Origin of the sequence: Streptomyces sp. NPDC048270, assembly GCF_040652335.1 — a bacterium.
In the GTDB taxonomy this organism is placed as follows: Bacteria; Actinomycetota; Actinomycetes; order Streptomycetales; family Streptomycetaceae; genus Streptomyces.
This window is the reverse complement of record NZ_JBEZLV010000005.1, coordinates 228,231-247,353: the sequence shown is the minus strand read 5'-3', so window position 1 is coordinate 247,353 and position 19,123 is coordinate 228,231. Positions and strand designations below refer to the sequence as shown.

At 72.4% G+C, this 19,123-nt stretch carries 10 protein-coding genes; 5 read left to right on the top strand and 5 right to left on the bottom strand.

What is annotated here, in order from left to right:
* Positions 1-399: 399 nt before the first annotated feature.
* The 5 genes from AB0D66_RS07915 to AB0D66_RS07895 all read right to left on the bottom strand — a co-directional run bounded on the left by AB0D66_RS07915 (position 400) and on the right by AB0D66_RS07895 (position 7,091).
* Positions 400-1,215, bottom strand: coding sequence for an endo alpha-1,4 polygalactosaminidase (locus AB0D66_RS07915; protein ID WP_362298279.1), 816 nt, complete (start codon positions 1,213-1,215; stop codon positions 400-402).
* Positions 1,212-1,862 carry a spherulation-specific family 4 protein gene (locus AB0D66_RS07910; protein WP_362298306.1) on the bottom strand — a complete coding sequence of 217 codons (651 nt, stop codon included), beginning with the start codon at positions 1,860-1,862 and terminating at the stop codon, positions 1,212-1,214. Before AB0D66_RS07910 ends, AB0D66_RS07915 begins: the two co-directional genes overlap by 4 nt.
* A 56-nt stretch (positions 1,863-1,918) precedes the next feature.
* Complete coding sequence (locus AB0D66_RS07905; RefSeq protein ID WP_362298276.1) at positions 1,919-3,445, bottom strand: hypothetical protein; 1,527 nt, start codon at positions 3,443-3,445, stop codon at positions 1,919-1,921.
* Positions 3,442-4,968, bottom strand: coding sequence for a GT4 family glycosyltransferase PelF (gene pelF, locus AB0D66_RS07900; RefSeq protein ID WP_362298273.1), 1,527 nt, complete (start codon positions 4,966-4,968; stop codon positions 3,442-3,444). The genes AB0D66_RS07905 and pelF overlap by 4 nt, the downstream gene beginning before the upstream one ends.
* A 95-nt stretch (positions 4,969-5,063) precedes the next feature.
* Positions 5,064-7,091, bottom strand: coding sequence for a hypothetical protein (locus AB0D66_RS07895; RefSeq protein ID WP_362298270.1), 2,028 nt, complete (start codon positions 7,089-7,091; stop codon positions 5,064-5,066).
* A gap of 345 nt (positions 7,092-7,436) precedes the next feature.
* Between AB0D66_RS07895 and AB0D66_RS07890 the strand changes: the two genes are divergently transcribed.
* From AB0D66_RS07890 to AB0D66_RS07870, 5 genes are all read left to right on the top strand, one after another.
* Entirely contained in the window at positions 7,437-8,978 is a 1,542-nt protein-coding gene (locus AB0D66_RS07890; RefSeq protein ID WP_362298267.1) for a leucyl aminopeptidase, read from the top strand.
* 300 nt (positions 8,979-9,278) lie between these two features.
* Positions 9,279-10,667: a dihydrolipoyl dehydrogenase gene (lpdA, locus tag AB0D66_RS07885; protein WP_362298264.1), complete on the top strand. Its 1,389-nt coding sequence runs from the start codon at positions 9,279-9,281 to the stop codon at positions 10,665-10,667.
* 52 nt (positions 10,668-10,719) lie between these two features.
* Positions 10,720-12,480, top strand: coding sequence for a 2-oxoglutarate dehydrogenase, E2 component, dihydrolipoamide succinyltransferase (gene sucB, locus AB0D66_RS07880; protein ID WP_362298261.1), 1,761 nt, complete (start codon positions 10,720-10,722; stop codon positions 12,478-12,480).
* A gap of 130 nt (positions 12,481-12,610) precedes the next feature.
* Complete coding sequence (locus AB0D66_RS07875; RefSeq protein WP_362298258.1) at positions 12,611-13,993, top strand: hypothetical protein; 1,383 nt, start codon at positions 12,611-12,613, stop codon at positions 13,991-13,993.
* Positions 13,986-19,046, top strand: a complete 5,061-nt coding sequence (locus tag AB0D66_RS07870) for a caspase family protein (RefSeq protein WP_362298255.1) — start codon at positions 13,986-13,988, stop codon at positions 19,044-19,046. The genes AB0D66_RS07875 and AB0D66_RS07870 overlap by 8 nt, the downstream gene beginning before the upstream one ends.
* The last annotated feature ends 77 nt before the right edge of the window (positions 19,047-19,123 follow it).

Sequence of the window (19,123 nt, the reverse complement as noted above, 5' to 3'; positions counted from 1 at the left end):
GGCCCGCCCCCCCCCCCCCCCGCGGCCCCCCCCCCCCCCGGCCCCCCCCCCCCCCCCCCCCCGGCCCCCGCGGGGGGCGGGGGGGGGGGGGGCCCCCCCCCCCCCCCCCCCCGAAACCCGGCTCCGCCGGGCACCGGGCTCCGCCCGGACCCGCGCCTCAAACGCCGGCGAGGCTGAATGTGCCCGGCCAAGGCTCCGGGGGCAGAGGAGGAGCCGGAGGCAAGCGGAGCCGGAGGCAGGAGCGGAGCTGGCGGCAGAGCCGAGCCGGAGGCCAGAGCCGGAGGCAGGCCGAGCCGGAGGCCAGAGCCAGAGGCAGGCCGAGCCGGAGGCCAGAGCCGGAGGCAGGCCGAGCCGGAGGCCAGAGCCGGGGGCAAGCGGAGCCGGGGGGCAGGCGTCGAGTCAGGGGCAGGGGCGGCGCCAGGCGTCCAGGTCGGGGCGCTTCTGCAGGGAGCTCAGGCCCAGCGCGCGCGAGCGTTCGCAGAAGCGGGCCGCCTGCAGTTCGTACTCCACGTGGAAGACGGCCTTGCCGGCTTCGATGAACGGGGTCAGCTTCTCGCACTCGCGGTACTGCGCGCACTGCTCGTTGACCGCGAAGTCGAACTCGCCGACGAGTTCCGGGATCTGGTCGAGGTCGTTCTTCAGGCCGACCGCCAGGCCCCGGTCGTGGGCGAGCTTCGCGATCAGCCGGTTGTAGCGCAGCTGGTCCTCGGCGGTGAGCGGGAAGCCGGACGTGTTGCGGTAGGCGTCCATGTTGTCGGGCTCCACCGCGTCGAAGCCCTTGTCCCGGCACATGTCGAAGCGTTTGGCCATCAACGGTTCCAGCTCGGTCAGCCGCCGGATGTCGAGCCAGCGCTCGCCCTCCCAGCCGTTGCCCTTGCCGATCATCGTCTTCGGGAAGTCGTCCGCGTCGGGCCGGAAGTCCTCCCAGGCGCCGGTGGACAGGTAGCAGATGGTCTTGCGGCCGGCCTTCTTCAGCGCGGCGACCTGCTCCTTGGTGGTGGTGAACCCGTCCACGTCGTACACGGGCGCCTTTACCGACAGGTCGAGCCTGCCGGTGAGCTGCCACTGCCAGCCGACGCCCGGCGGCGGGCGCCAGCGCTCCCCCGGCGCCTGGTCGGGCCACGGGTACGGGTCCTCGCCGTCGTCCGGCGGATCCGCGGTGCACGCGGTGAGCAGCAGCAGCGCCACGACCAGCAAGGTGGCGAAACGCTTCATCCGGCGGCCTCCAGGGCGTACGGCAGGGTCCCCCACGGGTGTGCGCCCGTACCGGGTACCGCGCAGTGCACCCCCGCCCGCCTCTCGTGGGCGAGTTGGGCGGCGGGCGCGTCCGGCGGGACCGCGTACACGAGGTGGCAGAACCGCTGGGCGGGGTGGTCGGCGGTCCAGGGCGGCGCGGTGGCCGCGTCCCGGTAGGCGTCCCAGGGGCCCTCGAAGGTGACGAGCAGGTCGGCGAGCGCGGCGTACCCGGGGTGCGGGTGGACGCCGTGGTTCAGGACGAGGGTACGGGCCCCCGCCGCCCGGGCGGCGACGGCGAGCCGGCCGTAGTGGGGCAGGAGTTCCGGCTCGGCGCAGGCCTGGTCGAAGAAGGCGCCGTCGGCCTCGTACCAGTCGCGGTGGCGCAGCAGGTCCTGGACGACGTCCGCGTGCGGGCGCCGCCCGTAGTCGGTGTCGACGTAGCCGAGGACGGCCACCCCGGCTTCCCGCAGCCGCCCGGCGACGGCGGCGAACCGTTCGTCGGGGGCGCTGCCCGGCCCGCTGTCGGGGTTGAGCACCACGGAGTGCAGCCGTCCCGCGGAGCGGATCAGCAGCTCCCACTCGTCGGGCCGGTCGGCGGGGTGCTCGTAGAGCGGCACCAGCAGCATGGGGTCCTTCTCGTACGGGGTCACGGGTATCGGCGGTGGGGTGGGCGGCCGGGACATCAGCGGTGGGCCGTCGCCCGGCCGAGCAGCAGGCAGACCAGTGCGGCCAGCGCCGCGGCGGCCGCGCCCGCCACCGCGAGCTGGACCAGCCGGGGCTGCCCCAGGCCGGTCAGCAGGGCCAGGCTCTGGGCCACGGCGGCCGAGGCGCAGACCACGGCCGCCGGCCGGACCGCGCCGAAGGACTGGAGCAGCAGTCCGGTCCACATCACGGCGCCGAGCAGGAGCAGGGTCGCGACGCGGGCCCCGGTGAGCGCCGGGGCGCCCGGCCAGAGCAGGGTGCCGGTCACCCCGAGGGCGAGCAGCACCACCAGGTACACGGCGAGGCACCGGGCGAGGGTGGCGAGCATCCGCCGCCGGAAGGACCGGGGGGAGCGGGCCGCCCGGAGCCCGGCGAGGCTGCCGCTGCGGAAGCGGTGCAGCAGCCATTCGGCGGGGCCCATGCTGAGGGTGAGGGCCACCGCCGAGGGGGCGGCGACGGCCTCGGCGGGACCCCCGGCGAGCACCTCGCCGAGGGCGGCGTACAGCACGAGCAGGCCGGTGCCGAGGCCGAAGACCCCGTAGGGGACGGAGTCCCCCAGCCGGGGGCCGCGCGCCACGTACTCCTCCTCGGCTCCGCGCAGCATCTGCCAGCGCACCGGGCCGGTGCCGGGCCTGCGCACCCACCAGCCGCGGACCCGGGCGGCGGCCGCCCGGGCGCCCTCGGCCAGCGGGAGTTCCCGTGCGGCCAGGGTGCAGGCGGCCAGCAGGGAGCCCGCGAGCAGGGTCATCCGTACCGGTACGGGAAGGTCCACGAAGAGCACGAGCAGCGCTCCGGCGGCCATCGGGCCGAGGGCGGCGAGCAGCACCCGCTCCCGGCCGAGGACGAGCAGGACGGTGGCGGCCCCGACGTAGACGGCCTGTCCGGCGGCGAAGGCGTACGAGAACGGCGGCCCGCCGGGCACGGCCAGCGCGGCGGCGGTGCCCAGCAGGGATCCGGCGGGTGCTCCGGCGAGCAGGGTCCGCCCGGCGGCGGCCCGGTCGCCGAGCCCGAGCCAGGAGTAGGCCCGGTGGGAGAGGGTCTGGTCCCAGACCCAGCCGATGAGCGCTCCGGCGAGCAGGGTGAGGGTTCCGGCGGGCAGTCCGAGGCGGTCGGGCGGGCCGTCGAGCAGGGGCGCGCCGAGGAGGTAGGCGAGCCCGGGCAGGGCGAAGATCACCCCGCGCAGGAGGCAGGCGGTGAGGGAGACCCTCCAGGGGTCGGGGGCGTCCTCGGGCTCCGGGAAGGAGCGGGGCACCCGGGCGTAGAGCTCCTCGGCGAGGGCGAAGGAGTCGTGGCGGCCGTAGGTGAGCCGGATGTGCTCGTCGGTCATGCCGTCGGACTCGAGGACGGCGGCGATCTCGTCGGGGTGGACGGCGGCGGCCGCCAGCCCGTCCAGCCGGGACAGCAGCTCGTCGATGGGGTCGGCGGCGGCCGGGCCCGCGCGGCGCGGCCTGGGGATCGCGGGCAGGGTGTCCCCGCCCGGGGACTTCAGCCAGAGGGATCCGCTCACCACAGGCTCCCGTCGGCCGCGAGTTCCCGGTACCAGGGGTCGGCGAGCCGCTGGGTCCACTCGTCGCCGGCGCGGACGGGCAGGACGGGCTGGCCGGCGAGCTCGCGGTAGATGTGCCGGAAGCCGTCCACGGACTGGTGGAGGGTGAACTTCTCCACGACCCGTTTGCGGGCCGCCCGGCCGAGCTCGGCGCGGCGTCCGGGGTCGTGGAGCAGGGCGAGGGTGGCGCGGGCCATGGTCTCGGGCTCGCGCGGCGGGACGACCAGGCCGGTGTCGCCGACGGCCTCGCGGACGCCGCCCACGTCGGTGGAGACGGTGGTGCGGCCGCAGGACATGGCCTCGATGATGCTGAAGGGGAAGCCCTCGCTGATGGAGGAGAGCATCACGATGCTGCCGGCCGCGTAGGCCCGGGCGACCTGCTCGATGCGCCCCTCGTAGGAGATCCCGTCGCTGACGCCCAGGTCGGCGGCGAGCTTCTCCAGCCGGAGCTTGTACTCCTCGCAGCCCGCCGGGACGGGTCCGAAGAGGCGCAGGCGCAGCGCGGGCAGCTCCTCGCGCATGAAGGCGTAGGCGCGGATGAGGGTTTCGAGGTCCTTGATGGGGTCGATGCGCCCGCACCAGCTGAGGGTGGGCACCTCGGGTTCGGGGCCGGCCTCGGGGAAGGCGTGCGGGTCGACGCCGTTGTAGACGGTGCGGATCCGGTCGGAGGCGGCGCCTCCGCGCTCCTCCCAGCGGCGGTTGTACTGGTTGCAGGGGGTGATCAGGTCGGCCTGCCGGTACCCCTCGGTGTTGAGCTCGCGGTAGAAGCCGAGCAGGAGGGCCTTGACGGGCCAGCGCTGCGCGGCCGAGCGGTAGCCGAGGTAGCGCTCGCGCAGGTAGATGCCGTGCTCGGTGAGGAGGAAGGGCACCTCGTCGAGGTACTTGGCGGCGAGGGCCGGGAGGGTGGCGAGGCCGCTGCTGACGGCGTGCGCGACGCTGTCGGGCGGGATCCGCACGCAGAGCGGGCGCAGCGCGTGCTCCAGCAGGTCGGTGGCGGTGAGCGCGTCGTGGATGGTGGGCGCGGCGGCCGCGGTGGCCAGGCCGGGGCGGGTCCACAGCGTCATCAGCAGCCGGAGCACGGACTCGGAGCGCAGGGCCGGGGCGAGGCGCCCGGCGCGGGCCAGGACGGCCATCTCGCGCAGGGCCGCGGAGAAGCGGTGGTCGCCGGGGCCGCTCCCGGGTTCGAGCAGGGACAGCAGGAAGGTTTCGTAGACCTCGGTGAAGCGGCGGTGCGCCTTGCCGCGCAGGGCGGTCCGGCGGCTGCGTCCGGGGGGAGCCCCCCAGAGCGGTACGGAGGTGTGCCGGTAGACGTTGCGCGGCAGTTCCCAGGTGACCGGCTCGCGTCCGGAGCCGGTCAGGGCTATGACGTTGAAGTCGACCTCCGGCATACCGCGGACCAGCTGGTCGCACCAGGTGCTGACGCCCCCGTGGACGTGCGGATACGTGCCTTCGGTGAGCATGGTGACATGGCGCCCATGGCTCATGCGGTGTGTCCCCCCAGGACGTGAAAGGGGCCGGCGCCCGTTGTTTCGCGGAGCGCCGGCGCTCGTGTTACTCGGCTTGCGGAAGGCCCGTACGGTCAGCTGGGCAGCTTGAGCGTCACGGCGCTCTGGAGCAGTTCGGGTGCGGTCCAGGTGGAGCGGGTGCCGGCGTAGGCGGTGCCGAAGTCGGCCGATCCGAGGAGGAGTTGCTTCTTGGTGCCGTTGGGGGCGGTGACCGGGGCGACGACTCCGGAGGGCGCCTTGACGGTGACGGCGGTGCCGATGCGGTAGGCGGTGACCTTGCCCTCGGCGAGCGCCTTGTCCCAGGCCGCGCGGCGGCCGAGCTCGACGCCGGCCTCCTTCATGGTCTGGTTGACGATCGGGGCGCTGGGTGCGTAGAGGGACCGGTAGGTGTCGAGGACCTGGTTGAGCACCGGGTAGAGGGTGCGGTCCTCGGCGAGGTTGGACTGGTGGACGTAGTGCGGGCGCGGGTCGTTGGCCAGCACGTGGCGCAGGGCCGTCCGGGCCTCCTGGGGGACGATGTGGTCCAGGTAGCCGGTGGTGGCGTCCACCGGGGCCGGCAGGCAGGTGGAGGTCGCCGGGTTGTCCTCGCAGATGCCGCTGCCGCCGTGCGCGCGGCTGGTGTAGATCCAGTTGTACTCGTCGGCCATCTCGGCGTTGGTGCCCGTGTTGTAGTACACGTTCATCGGGTGCCGGGGCACCGTCAGGGCGGAGCCGACGGCCCGCTGCGCGGGTTCGCGGGAGTTGTCGCTGCCCGCCCACTTCACGCCGTTGTCGGCGAGGGCGCCGGCCAGGTTGGGGTTGTCCTGGGGCTGCTGCGGGTTGGTCTTGAGGCCCGAGTGCTCGCCGGTGACGAGCTCGGTCCGGTCGGTGGCGATGCCCTTGGAGGCGGCCCAGTTGTTGTTGTCGCGGATCTGCGCGGAGATCTCCGCGCGGCTCATGTACTGGACGGCGCCCTGGGCGTTCTTGACGCAGGTCCAGGGGATGGTGGCGGTGTTCTGGACGCACCCGAGGAAGGGGTGGGTGTAGGTGTGGTTCATCCAGCGGTACTTGGCCCGGTCGGCGACGAGCTGGGCGGTGAGGGCGTCGGTGCCGCCGTTCTCCGCCTTCCACTCCTCGCCGGCGCCCCCGTTGAAGAGCATGTCGAGCTTGAAGTCCTTGGAGGTCTGCCACTGCGCCGCGTACTGGGCGTCGGCGGCGGTCATCCGGATGGTGCTCTCCTTGCCCTCGCCGCCGGGGCAGGCGTAGTCGCCGGGCGTGCAGTTGAGCTCCTTGTTCCAGCGGGCGTCCGGCGCGAAGACGTCGTCGACGTGGACCGCGAAGTAGCTGCGGCTCTGGCCGAGGTGGACCCCCTGGGTGAGCCAGTCGACGATGCCCCGGGCCAGCAGCCGGAACTGCTGCTGGTACTGGTTGTAGCCGAAGGTGACGACCAGTTCGCTGCGGCCGTCGTGGGTGTACTCGCCGACGAGCGAGGCGCGTCCGGAGCCGACGGGGGCGTCGAGGTAGCTGGTGTACCCGGGCCGCGGCTTGCCCATGAAGCCGAAGCTCTCTGGAACGAGGGCGGAGTTGTCCTCGAAGGCCACTTGGCCTCCGAGGTAGGCGAAGGGCCCCGCCTTGCCGGCCGCGGTCACCGCGGCCTGGGTGCCGTCGAGCTCGCCGCTGAAGCCGCCGTTGTCGGTGTACTCCAGGCCGACGCCCGGGTGGGCCCAGGTGTAGGCGTCGACCTGGCGGATGCCGTACGTCGTCTCGTACGCGGCGAGCGCGGCCATCTCGGCGGAGCCCGTGCCGAACGGGTTCTCGTTCGGCAGGACGACGCCCTGGTACTTGGCGCGGGGACGGCCGTCCACCGTGTCGCTGAGGAAGCCCGCGTTGATGACCGGGCGGCTGCTGCTGCCCAGCTGGACACGGGTGTACGGGACTCCGGTGTCGCGGAGTTCCGCGGTGATGGCCTCGACCGAGCTGCCGCCGTCGTCGACGACCAGCACCTTCAGGTCGATGCGTGGGGCCACGGCCGCCTGGGCGGTCGCGGCGGGTACTGCCACGGACACCAGCGCTGCCGCGGCCATGGCGGCGGCGAGCCTGTTCATCCGGTTCTTGTTGACCATTTCGGCCTTTCCCCCCGCAGGCATCCCTCGACGCGGCCCATGGCGGTCGGCCGGGCCGGGGAGGCTCTGTGGAAATCATGCAAAGGAACCCCGCGTCCCCTTGCGAGAGTGGACCGAGTCTTTCGGACCTCGTCAGGTCTACGGGGCAAACCTGGAGCAGAGTCCACGGATGGGTGAATCTCCAGGCTTCTTGATCGAACAACTTGCCAAACCTTCGAGTGGCGTGCGGCAGAGTCCGTACGCGTAGGCTCATTTCTGGCAGCCGTCGGGCCGGAATACGATCGCCACGGATGGCCGTCCACCCACTCGGCCCACACACACAAACGGAAGCGAGACTTCACCACCGTGACTGCTCTGACTCTCAGCACTGCCGGCGCGGCGACGCTGCGCGCCGACGCCCTCGTCGTCGGTGTCGCCAAGGGCCCCAAGGGTCCGGTCGTCGCCGCAGGCGCCGAGGCCGTGGACAAGGCGTACGACGGTAAGCTCGCCGCCGTGCTCGATGCCGTCGGCGCCTCGGGCACCGAAGGCGAGATCACCAAGCTGCCGGCCCCGGCGGGCCTGAAGGTCCCGGTCGTGCTGGCGGTCGGACTCGGCTCCGTCCCCGAGAAGGACGAGTCGTTCGACGAGGAGGTGCTGCGCCGCGCCGCCGGCGCCGCCGCCCGCGCCCTGCACGGCTCCAAGAAGGCCGCCTTCGCCCTCCCCCTGGACGACGCCTCCGCCGTCACCGCCGTCGCCGAGGGCGCGCTGCTCGGCGCGTACACCTTCACCGCCTACCAGGGCGGCGAGACCAAGACCTCCAAGAACGCCGACAAGAACGGCGGCCCCAAGCAGCCGCTCGGCGAGATCGCCCTGCTCGGCGCCAAGCCGCGCGACAAGGAGCACAAGGCCGCGGCCGAGCGCGCCACGGTCGTCGCGACCGAGCTCAACATCGCTCGAGACCTGGTCAACACCCCGCCGAACGACCTCACCCCCGAGGCCTTCGCCGCCGTCGCCTCCGCGACCGCGAAGGAGAACGGCATCAAGGTCCAGGTCCTGGACGAGAAGGCCCTGATCAAGGGCGGCTACGGCGGCATCATGGGCGTCGGCAAGGGCTCCGACAACCCGCCGCGCCTGGTGAAGCTCTCCTACACCCACCCCAAGGCGGAGAAGACCCTGGCCTTCGTCGGCAAGGGCATCACCTACGACTCGGGCGGCATCTCCCTGAAGCCGGCCGGCCACAACGAGACGATGAAGTGCGACATGGCCGGCGCCGCCGCCGTCTTCGCCTCCGTCGTCGCGGCCGCGAAGCTGGGCCTGCAGGTCAACGTCACCGGCTGGCTCGCGCTCGCCGAGAACATGCCCTCCGGCACCGCCACCAAGCCGGGCGACGTGCTGCGCATGTACAGCGGCAAGACCGTCGAGGTCCTCAACACCGACGCGGAGGGCCGCCTGGTCCTCGGTGACGCGCTGACCCGTGCCTCCGAGGAGAACCCGGACGCGATCGTCGACGTCGCCACCCTGACGGGCGCGATGATGGTGGCCCTGGGCAACCGCACCTTCGCCATCATGTCGAACGACGACGCCTTCCGTACCTCGGTCCACGAGATCGCCGAGGAGGTCGGCGAGTCCTCGTGGCCGATGCCGCTCCCCGCCGAGCTGCGCAAGTCCATCGACTCCCCCACCGCGGACATCGCGAACATGGGCGAGCGCATGGGCGGCGGCCTGGTGGCCGGCCTCTTCCTGAAGGAGTTCGTCGGCGAGGGCATCACCTGGGCCCACCTCGACATCGCCGGCCCGGCCTTCCACGAGGGCGCGCCGTTCGGCTACACCCCCAAGGGCGGCACCGGCGCCGCCGTGCGCACCCTGGTGCGACTGGCCGAGCGCACGGCCACCGGTGACCTGGGCTGATGTAGCCCCGCAGCGCCGAATGTGACATGGCTCAAGCCTTGGTCGTCCACTCGATCAAGGCTTGAGCCATGTTCACCCACAACGAAATCCGTAGGTTTCTACGCACTGGTAACCCTTACTTCGGGCAGAACGACCTGCCACATCGTGGGCCCGGCGTCCCGCGTTCCGCCGACAAATGCGAAGATGGGTTCTCGGCAGGACAGGGCCCCCACCACAGGGCCGAAGAACTAGCGGCCGATTACCAGCCGCCGCCCGGTCACAGAGGACCGGTGCCCGGCGCACATGCATGGAGGACGTGACGTGGCGAACGACGCCAGCACCGTTTTCGACCTAGTGATCCTCGGCGGTGGCAGTGGCGGTTACGCCGCGGCGCTGCGCGCATCCCAGCTGGGTCTGGACGTTGCCCTGATCGAGAAGAACAAGCTCGGCGGCACCTGCCTGCACAACGGCTGCATCCCCACGAAGGCTCTGCTGCACGCGGGCGAGATCGCGGACCAGGCTCGTGAAGCCGCCCAATTCGGTGTCAAGACCTCTTTCGAGGGCATCGACATCGCGGGTGTCCACAAGTACAAGGACGAGGTCATCTCGGGCCTGTACAAGGGCCTGCAGGGCCTGGTCGCCTCCCGCAAGGTGACCTACATCGAGGGTGAGGGCCGCCTCTCCTCGCCGACTTCCGTCGACGTGAACGGCCAGCGCATCCAGGGCCGCCACGTGCTCCTGGCGACCGGCTCCGTGCCGAAGTCGCTGCCGGGCCTGAACATCGACGGCAACCGCATCATCTCCTCGGACCACGCCCTGGTCCTGGACCGCGTGCCCGAGTCCGCCATCGTCCTGGGCGGCGGCGTCATCGGCGTCGAGTTCGCCTCGGCGTGGAAGTCCTTCGGCACCGACGTGACCGTCGTCGAGGGCCTCAAGCACCTCGTCCCGGTCGAGGACGAGAACAGCTCGAAGCTGCTGGAGCGCGCGTTCCGCAAACGGGGCATCAAGTTCAACCTCGGCACCTTCTTCGACAAGGCCGAGTACACGGAGAACGGCGTGCGCGTCACGCTGGCCGACGGCAAGACCTTCGAGGCCGAGGTGCTGCTGGTCGCCATCGGCCGCGGCCCGGTCTCGCAGGGCCTGGGCTACGAGGAGCAGGGCGTCGCGATGGACCGCGGCTACGTCCTGGTCGACGAGTACATGCAGACCAACGTGCCGACCATCTCGGCCGTCGGCGACCTCGTCCCGACCCTCCAGCTCGCGCACGTCGGCTTCGCCGAGGGCATCCTGGTCGCGGAGCGTCTGGCCGGTCTCAAGACCGTCCCGATCGACTACGACGGTGTCCCGCGCGTCACCTACTGCCACCCCGAGGTCGCTTCCGTCGGCATCACCGAGGCCAAGGCCAAGGAGATCTACGGCGCGGACAAGGTCGTGGCCCTCAAGTACAACCTCGCGGGCAACGGCAAGAGCAAGATCCTCAAGACCGCGGGCGAGATCAAGCTCGTCCAGGTCAAGGACGGTGCCGTGGTCGGCGTCCACATGGTCGGTGACCGGATGGGCGAGCAGGTCGGCGAGGCCCAGCTGATCTACAACTGGGAGGCCCTGCCGGCCGAGGTCGCGCAGCTCATCCACGCGCACCCGACCCAGAACGAAGCGATGGGCGAGGCCCACCTGGCCCTCGCCGGCAAGCCGCTTCACTCCCACGACTAATCGTCCGGGCGCGACGACCACTTCCGCACATTCGTAAGGAGCAACAGAAACCATGTCGGTTTCCGTAACCCTTCCGGCGCTCGGCGAGAGCGTCACTGAGGGCACTGTCACCCGCTGGCTGAAGGCCGAGGGCGAGCGCGTCGAGGCCGACGAGCCGCTGCTCGAGGTCTCGACCGACAAGGTCGACACCGAGATCCCCTCGCCCGTCGCCGGCATCCTGGCCTCCATCAAGGTCGCCGAGGACGAGACCGTCGAGGTCGGCGCCGAGCTGGCCGTCATCGACGACGGTTCGGGCGCCCCGGCCCAGGCCGCGGCTCCGGCCGCCGCCGAGCCGGCCGCCGCCGAGCCCGCCGCCGCTCCGGCTCCGGTCGAGGAGGCCCCCGCGGCTCCCGCCCCGGCCGCCGAGGCCGCCCCCGCCGCCGCCGCTCCCGCGGCGTCCGGCACCGATGTCGTGCTGCCCGCCCTGGGCGAGTCCGTCACCGAGGGCACCGTCACCCGCTGGCTGAAGCAGGTCGGCGAGTCCGTCGAGGCCGACGAGCCGCTGCTCGAGGTCTCCACGGACAAGGTCGACACCGAGATCCCCGCGCCGGTCGCCGGCACCCTGCTGGAGATCCTGGTCGGCGAGGACGAGACCGCCGAGGTCGGCGCCCGTCTGGCCGTCATCGGCGTCGCGGGTGCGGCTCCCGCCGCGGCCCCGGCCGCCGCCGCCCCGGCTCCGGCTCCGGCCCAGGCTGCCGCCCCGGCCGCCGCTCCGGCTCCGGTCCAGGCCGCTCCGGCCGCCGCCGCTCCGGCTCCGGTTGCCGCTCCGGCCCCCGTCGCCGCCCCGGCCCCCGCGGCCGCTCCGGCGCCGGTCGCGCCCGCCGCTCCCGCCGCCCCGGCTTCCGCCGGTGACGAGGGCGCGTACGTGACCCCGCTGGTGCGCAAGCTCGCCACGGAGTCCGGCGTCAACCTGAACACGGTCACGGGCACCGGCGTCGGCGGCCGCATCCGCAAGCAGGACGTCCTGGCCGCCGCCGAGGCCGCCAAGTCCGCCGCGGCCGCTCCGGCCGCCGCCGCTCCCGCCGCGAAGGCCCCGGCCGCCGCGGTGTCCGAGCTGCGCGGTCAGACCGTCAAGATGACCCGCATGCGCAAGGTCATCGGCGACAACATGATGAAGGCCCTGCACTCGCAGGCGCAGCTCAGCTCCGTGGTCGAGGTGGACATCACCAAGATCATGAAGCTGCGCGAGAAGGCCAAGGCCGGCTTCCTCGCCCGCGAGGGCGTCAAGCTGTCCCCGATGCCGTTCTTCGTCAAGGCCGCTGCCCAGGCGCTGAAGGCCCACGCGGTCGTCAACGCCCGGATCAACGACGACGAGGGCACCATCACCTACTTCGACTCGGAGAACATCGGCATCGCCGTGGACTCCGAGAAGGGCCTGATGACCCCGGTCATCAAGGGTGCGGGCGACCTCAACCTGGCGGGCATCTCCAAGGCGACCGCCGACCTGGCCGCCAAGGTCCGCGGCAACAAGATCACGCCGGACGAGCTGTCGGGCGCGACCTTCACCATCAGCAACACCGGCTCGCGCGGTGCCCTGTTCGACACGGTCATCGTGCCGCCGAACCAGGTCGCCATCCTGGGCATCGGTGCCACGGTGAAGCGCCCGGTGGTCATCGAGACCGCCGAGGGCACCAACATCGGCATCCGCGACATGACGTACCTGACCCTGTCCTACGACCACCGCCTGGTGGACGGCGCGGACGCGGCCCGGTACCTCACGGCCGTCAAGGCCATCCTGGAGGCCGGCGAGTTCGAGGTCGAGCTCGGCCTGTAGGGCTCACGCCGCGAGGCGGCAGTCACACGTTCGGCGCCCTTGTCCGGAAACCACTCCGGGCAGGGGCGCCGTCGTCTTACCCTGCCGGTCCGGGAACGGCCAGCGGGGGGCATGCATGTCACGTGCACGAGTGAACGATCTTGTGGTGGTACTGCCGGGCATCATGGGGAGCAGGCTGGCGGACGCCGCCGGAAAGCCGGTCTGGGACCTGTCGGGCGGCGCCCTGTGGCGCGGCCTGCGCACCTTCGGCGGCTCCGTGAACCGCCTGCGCCTCCCGAAGGACATCGGCGACGGCCACCCGGACGACGGGGTGGTCCCCACCGGCCTCATGCCCGACGTCCACGCGATCCCCGGGGTCGGGCAGCCGGTCGACGGCTACACCGACCTCCTGGTCTGGCTGGAGCGGTCCTTCAGCCTGTCCCCCGGCGCCAACCTCGTCCCCTTCCCGTACGACTGGCGCCTGTCGTGCCGCTACAACGCGGAGCGGCTGCGCAGGACCGTCGCCCGCGCACTGGAACGCTGGCGGGCCTCCGCGCCCGAGCGCGCCGACGCCCGGGTGGTGTTCATCTGCCACTCCATGGGCGGGCTGGTGGCCCGCCACTACGTGGAGCGCCTCGGCGGCCACGAGGTCACCCGCCGTCTGATCACGCTGGGCACCCCGCACCGCGGCTCCCTGGACGCCCTCGGCCATCTGGTCAACGGCCTGCGCAAGGGCTGGGGGCCGCTCGGCGTCGACCTGAGCGCGTTCGCGCGCAGCCTGCCGTCGCTGCACCAGCTGGCTCCCGACTACGCCTGCGTGGAGGGCCCGGGCGGTCTCGCGTGCGCCCGCGACCTGCCGGGCCTGCCCGGTGTCGACCCCGGGCTGCTGGCGGACGCGGCCCGCTTCCACGCGGACCTGCGCCGGTCCGCCGCCCGCCCCGACCCCGTGACGCTGCACGCCATCACGGGCATCCGCCAGCCCACCCTGACGACGGCGGAGATCACCGACCGCGGGCTGTCCCCGCTGTGGCTCATCGACGGCACCGACGAGCGCGGCGACGGCACCGTCCCCCGCCTCTCCGCCCGCCCGACGAACGCCGAGAACACCGGCTACGCCGTCGACGAGGCCCACACCCCCTGCGAGCAGCACGGCTCGCTCCAGAACAACCGGGGCGTACGGGACGCCCTGGCCGGCCTGCTGGGCCACGAGCGCCCCTTCCACCGCGGCGAGGACGGTGACGTCCCGCTGAGCGTGCTCGCTCCCCCGCTGCTGGAGGCGGGGGAACCGTACGAGGTCGCGGTGACGGTCCCGTCGGAGGTCCCGGACCACGACGCGCTCCACCTCACGGCGGAACTCCGCCCGGCCGACGGGAGGCAGCCGCTCGCCCGGACCCTGCGGCCCCTCGGCGAGGGCCGGTACGCCGCGGCGTTCCCGGCGCCGGACCCCGGCGCCTACCGGCTGGCGGTACGGGTGACCGCGCACGCGGAGACGACGGTGACGGCGCTGTCCCTGGTGGGGGCAGCCGGTGAGTGAGCACGCCGACGAGATCCGCGGGACGGCCCTGGGGGTCGTGGTCGAGAACCACCGGCACCCGCAGAAGTTCCCCACCCTGACCGGCGCGATCTCCCAGATGCGGGAGCTGTGCGCACTGCTGGAGACCCGGGGCTACACGCCGACCGTACTGCCGGACCCCGGCCGGCCGGCCCTCGTCGCCGCGGTGAAGGACTGGGCGACGGGCCGCAGCACCGACCGGCGCCGCGGCCCCGCCGTCATCCTCTGGTCCGGCCACGGGGTGCTCGACCGCCAGGGGCTGCGCCTGGTCCTGCACGACACCGACGACGCCCGGTACGGCGATGAGACATATTCGGCCAACCTCCTGACGGAGGCGGCCGTGCGCAGCGGGGCGGACCAGATGCTGCTGCTCATCGACACCTGCCATGCGGGCGCCGGGGTCATGGAGTCCCTGGACACGGCCTTCAACAAGCTGACCTCGGAGAACCTGCCCCCGGGGCGGTCGGGCTGGCTCGGTGTGCTCGCGAGCAGCCGTCCCCAGGAGAAGGCCGAGGCGGCCGGGATCCTGTTGGAGACCCTCACCCGGGTGCTCCGCGAAGGGCCGCGCAGCGAGGACTACCTGCACGAGTGGAGCAGCCGGAACGGGCAGGTCAGCGGGGCCACGGTGATCCACACCGTGCTCGCCCAGTGGCCGGCGGGGGTGGGCCACAAGCCGGTTCCGGCCATGTTCGGCGAGCCGCGGCTGATGTTCGACAACCCGCTGCGGAGGAACGTCTCGGAGCCGGAGCTGGTCGAGCACCTGGTGCAGGCGAGCCGCGGGGCGCCGGTGGACGACGGGGGCTGGTTCTTCAGCGGCCGGCGCAACGTGCTGGGGCAGATCACCGAGTGGCTGGAGGCGCGGCAGCCGGGGCTGTTCCTGGTGACGGGCAGCGCGGGCTGCGGCAAGTCGGCCGTGCTGGGACGCGTGGCGACGCTGTCCGACCCCCTCCACCGGGCGGACATCCTGGACCACGGGGCCCTCGCCCCGGAGGATCCGGACCCTGGCGAGGGCGCGGTGGACGCCTCCCTGCACCTGCGGGGCTACACCGTCCAGCAGCTGGCCGAGGCCGTCGCCCGCGAACTGGACCTCGCCGTCCCGCAGACTCCCGCCGCGCTGATCGCCGAGGTGGAGGGGAAGTGGCCCGCGGCCTGCCGGGACCGCCTCCCGGCCCTGGTCCTGGACGGCCTGGACGAGGCGGCCCCCGACCAGGCCTACCCGATCGTCGAACAGCTCCTGGCGCCGCTGAGCCGCCTGGTCTGCGTACTGCTCGGCTCCCGGGACCGGCCCTTCCGCCCGCAGGAGGAACTCCAGGAACCCCTGGACGAGGCGGTGAGGCGCCTGGGAGGCGTCCGGGCCCGCGAGTCGGACCTGGACGACGAGACCGACACCGAGAACGACATCTGGACCTACTGCCGGCTCCGCCTGGAGGCCCGCGAGCTGCCGCCGGCGGACGCGGCGACGGCTTCCGGCCTGATCGCGGACCGCGCCTCCGCCCACACCGGCGGCTTCCTCTTCGCCAGGATGGCGACGGACTCGGTGATCAGGCGGTTCGCGGCGGCGCCGGACGCGGAGGCTGCGGCGCATGCGGGGGCTGCGGCGCACGCGGGGGCTGCGGCGCACGCGGAGGACTGGGCGCAGGCCATCCCGTCCTCCATCAGCGCCGCCTTCACCGATGACCTGGCGCAGGGCCCGCAGCGGGTGCGGGAGGGCGAAACCCTCCCGCACGCCGCCCAGGACCTGCTGACCGCACTGGCCTGGAGCGCCGGCAACGGCATGCCGGCGCGCGGCGTCTGGGAGGCGGCGGCCTCCGCCCTCGCCTCCGGGGACACCGCGTACGGTCCCGAGGACGTGGACTGGCTGCTGAACACGTACGGCCGCTACGTGGTGGAGGACAGCGACGGGGTGCAGGCGGTGTACCGGCTGTACCACCGCGAGTTCATCGCCCACCTGAGGGATGCCCGCGAGGGGGCCGACGGGGCGTACCGCGTGGCGAGCGCACTGGTCGGCCTCCTGCGCGAGCAGACGGCGGACGCCGCGGTGATGGAGGCGGCGAATCCGTACCTGCGCGGGGCGCTCGTGTCCCATGCGGCAATAGTGGGAGGACGCGGCATCGCACTGGTCCGTGAGCTCGTCGCGGACCGAGGGGACGCATTCCGTCCTGATCTCGCACGCACGCTGGGCAACGTGTCAGTCTCCCTGTCCCGGGCCGGGAGGCGCATCGAAGCCCTCGCACCGGCGCTGGAGGCCGTCGGCCTTTACCGGGCCCTCGCCGAGAACGATCCGGAAACCTACCTCCCCCGCCTCGCCATGTCTCTCAACAACCTCGCCACCGCCCAAGGCGAGACCGGAGACGACCAAGGCGCCCTGACCACGGTGACCGAAGCAACCGCCCTTCGCCGGGCCCTCGCCGAAACCGATCCGGCCGCATTTCTCCCCAACCTCGCCGGCACCCTCAACAACCTCGCGAACTTCCGAAGCCGGACCGGCGACAAGCAAGGCGCACTGACCACGATCACCGAAGCCACGGAGCTCTACCGGGACCTCGCCGACACCAACCCGGCCGCCTACCTCCCCAACCTCGCCATGTCCCTCAACACCCTCGCCACTTCCCAAAGCGAGACCGGCGACCGACAAGGCGCACTCACCACCATCAGCGAAGCCACGGAGCTCTTCCGGGACCTCGCCGACACCAACCCGGCCGCCTACCTCCCCGACCTCGCCATGTCCCTCAACAACCTCGCCAACGCCCAAAGCGAGACCGGCGACCGACAAGGCGCGCTGACCACCATCAGCGAATCCGTCAAGCTTCGCCGGGGCCTCGCCGCCACGAAGCCGGCGGCCTATCTCCCCGACCTCGCCGGCGCCCTCAACAACCTCGCCAACGCTCGAAGCGAGACCGGCGACCGACAGGGGGCGCTGACCACCATCACCGAAGCCACCACCCTCTACCGGGACCTCGCCGACACCAACGCGGCCGCCTACCTCCCCGACCTCGCCGGCGCCCTCAACAACCTTGCCAACATTCAAGGCGCAAGCGGCGACCGACAGGGCGCACTTGCCACGATCACCGAAGCCACCACCCTCTACCGGGACCTCGCCGACACCAACCCGGCCGCCTACCTCCCCGACCTCGCCATGTCCCTCAACAACCTCGCCAACGCCCAAGTCTCGACCGGAGACAAGCTAGGCGCACTTGCCACGATCACCGAAGCCACCCCCTTCTACCGGGACCTGGTCGACACCAACGCGGCCGCCTACCTCCCCGACCTGGCCATGTCCCTCAACAACCTCGCCAACATTCAGGGCGCGAGCGGCGACCGACTCGGCGCAATGGCCACCATCACCGAAGCCACCGCTCTCTACCGAGACCTCGCCACCACCAACCCGGCCGCCTACCGCCCCCACCTGGCCATGTCCCTCAACAACCTCGGGAACACCCAAGAGGCGATTGGCGACAGCCAAGGCGCGCTGATCACCATCACCGAAGCCACCACGCTCTACCGGGACCTCGCCGACACCAACCCGGCCGCCTACCTCCCCGACCTCGCCATGTCCCTCAACAACCTCGCCAACGCCCAAAGCAAGACGGGCGACAGCCAAGGCGCACTTACCACCATCACCGAAGCCACCACCCTTCGCCGCGCGCTCGCCCATGGCGACCCGGCCGCCCACCTCCCCGACCTGGCCGGCGCCCTCAACAACCTCGCGAACGCCCAAGGCGCGAGTGGCGACCGGCAGGGCGCACTGGCGACCATCTCCGAGGCCACCACCCTTCGCCGCGCCCTGGTCCAGACCGACCCAGCTGCACATCTCGCCGACCTCGCCATGACCCTCCACAACCTCGCCACGGTCAAGAACGAGGTTGGAGACCAAGAGGGCGCACGGGCGGCCATCACGGAATCCGCACGCCTCTACATGGACCTCATCGACGCCACCCCGGACGCCCACCTCCCCGACCTTGTCAACACTCTCGCCAACCTCGCACGCATATCCACGGTGGAGGACGCCCTCGCGGCCTTCGCCGAGGCTGAGCGTGCTCTGGCCGCGCGTCCGGAGGCTGCCCGCTCCCTGGTGCTGGGGCGCGCCCGTCTGGAGATCAGCCACGCGGAACCCGGCGTCGGCATCCGCACCCTCATCCCCCTCGCACACGACCCGGTACCGGCGGGAGAGCGAAACCCCACAGCCTTCCGAGCACGGCATCTCCTGCGCACCCACAGCCAGGCCGACACCGCGAGTGCATCCCAGGTGCGCGCACTCTGGCACGAGGCGACCGGAGCCGAAGCCCCGTCCTGGCTGGCGCTCCCGAAAGCCGCGCTCCGCCTCGCCGCCGAGTGGATCAACAGCCCCACCTGGGCAGACTCCCGTGCCTTCTGGGACGAGCACGCCGAAGACCTGGGATCGGCCGACACCGCAGCCGCCTTGGAGGAGCTCGCCCTGGCCACCGAGGAAGCCGGAAGGCACCTGCGGATCGCCCGCGAGGCAACGGCGGCCGGACCGGACAGCGCCTTCCGCCCCTACCTCACCGGGGAACTCCTGGACGCCTGGAGCGATCTGTCCACCTGGGAGGACTCCCAGGCCTACCTCACCGACCACGCGGCGGAGCTCCTGCATGATCAGGCCCTCGAACTGCTCGGCTCCGACGGGGATGCAGCCGGTTCGGCGGTGCACCATTCACTGCTCACCCTCGCCCGCGCGGACGGGATCCCGGCCGCCTACCGGTACGTCGAGGACCGCCCCGCGCTGGACGACCGGGTCCGACGCCTTCTCGCCGAGCGGGAGGCCGAGCCCGATCTCTTGCAGGCCCTTGCGCTCCTGGAGCTCTTCGTCCACGAGGACGAGTTCACCGGGGCCGCCCACCTCGCGATGGGCAACGCCTTGGCCGGAGACGCCTCGTCCCCTGGCCCCACCACCTGGCCCCCCGCCGAACCGGCCCACCGCAACCAGGTCATCTCCGAGATCGCCGCCCTCATCGGCCGGCACCCCCCGCACGCCGCGGCCCTGAGTGCGCTGATCCAGAGCCTCGTGGCCGGGTAGGCGGTGCTTGTAACCAGCCTCACCCTGCGTCCCTGACCGCGAACGCTTCGCGCCGGGCTACTGCGCCGTATTGTCTA

What these genes read in the sequence shown, in the direction of transcription:
- AB0D66_RS07915 (WP_362298279.1), bottom strand. Translation starts at nt 1,215, where the DNA reads ATGAAGCGTTTCGCCACCTTGCTGGTCGTGGCGCTGCTGCTGCTCACC.
- AB0D66_RS07910 (WP_362298306.1), bottom strand. Translation starts at nt 1,862, where the DNA reads ATGCTGCTGGTGCCGCTCTACGAGCACCCCGCCGACCGGCCCGACGAG.
- pelF (WP_362298273.1), bottom strand. Translation starts at nt 4,968, where the DNA reads ATGAGCCATGGGCGCCATGTCACCATGCTCACCGAAGGCACGTATCCG.
- AB0D66_RS07895 (WP_362298270.1), bottom strand. Translation starts at nt 7,091, where the DNA reads ATGGTCAACAAGAACCGGATGAACAGGCTCGCCGCCGCCATGGCCGCG.
- sucB (WP_362298261.1), top strand. Translation starts at nt 10,720, where the DNA reads ATGTCGGTTTCCGTAACCCTTCCGGCGCTCGGCGAGAGCGTCACTGAG.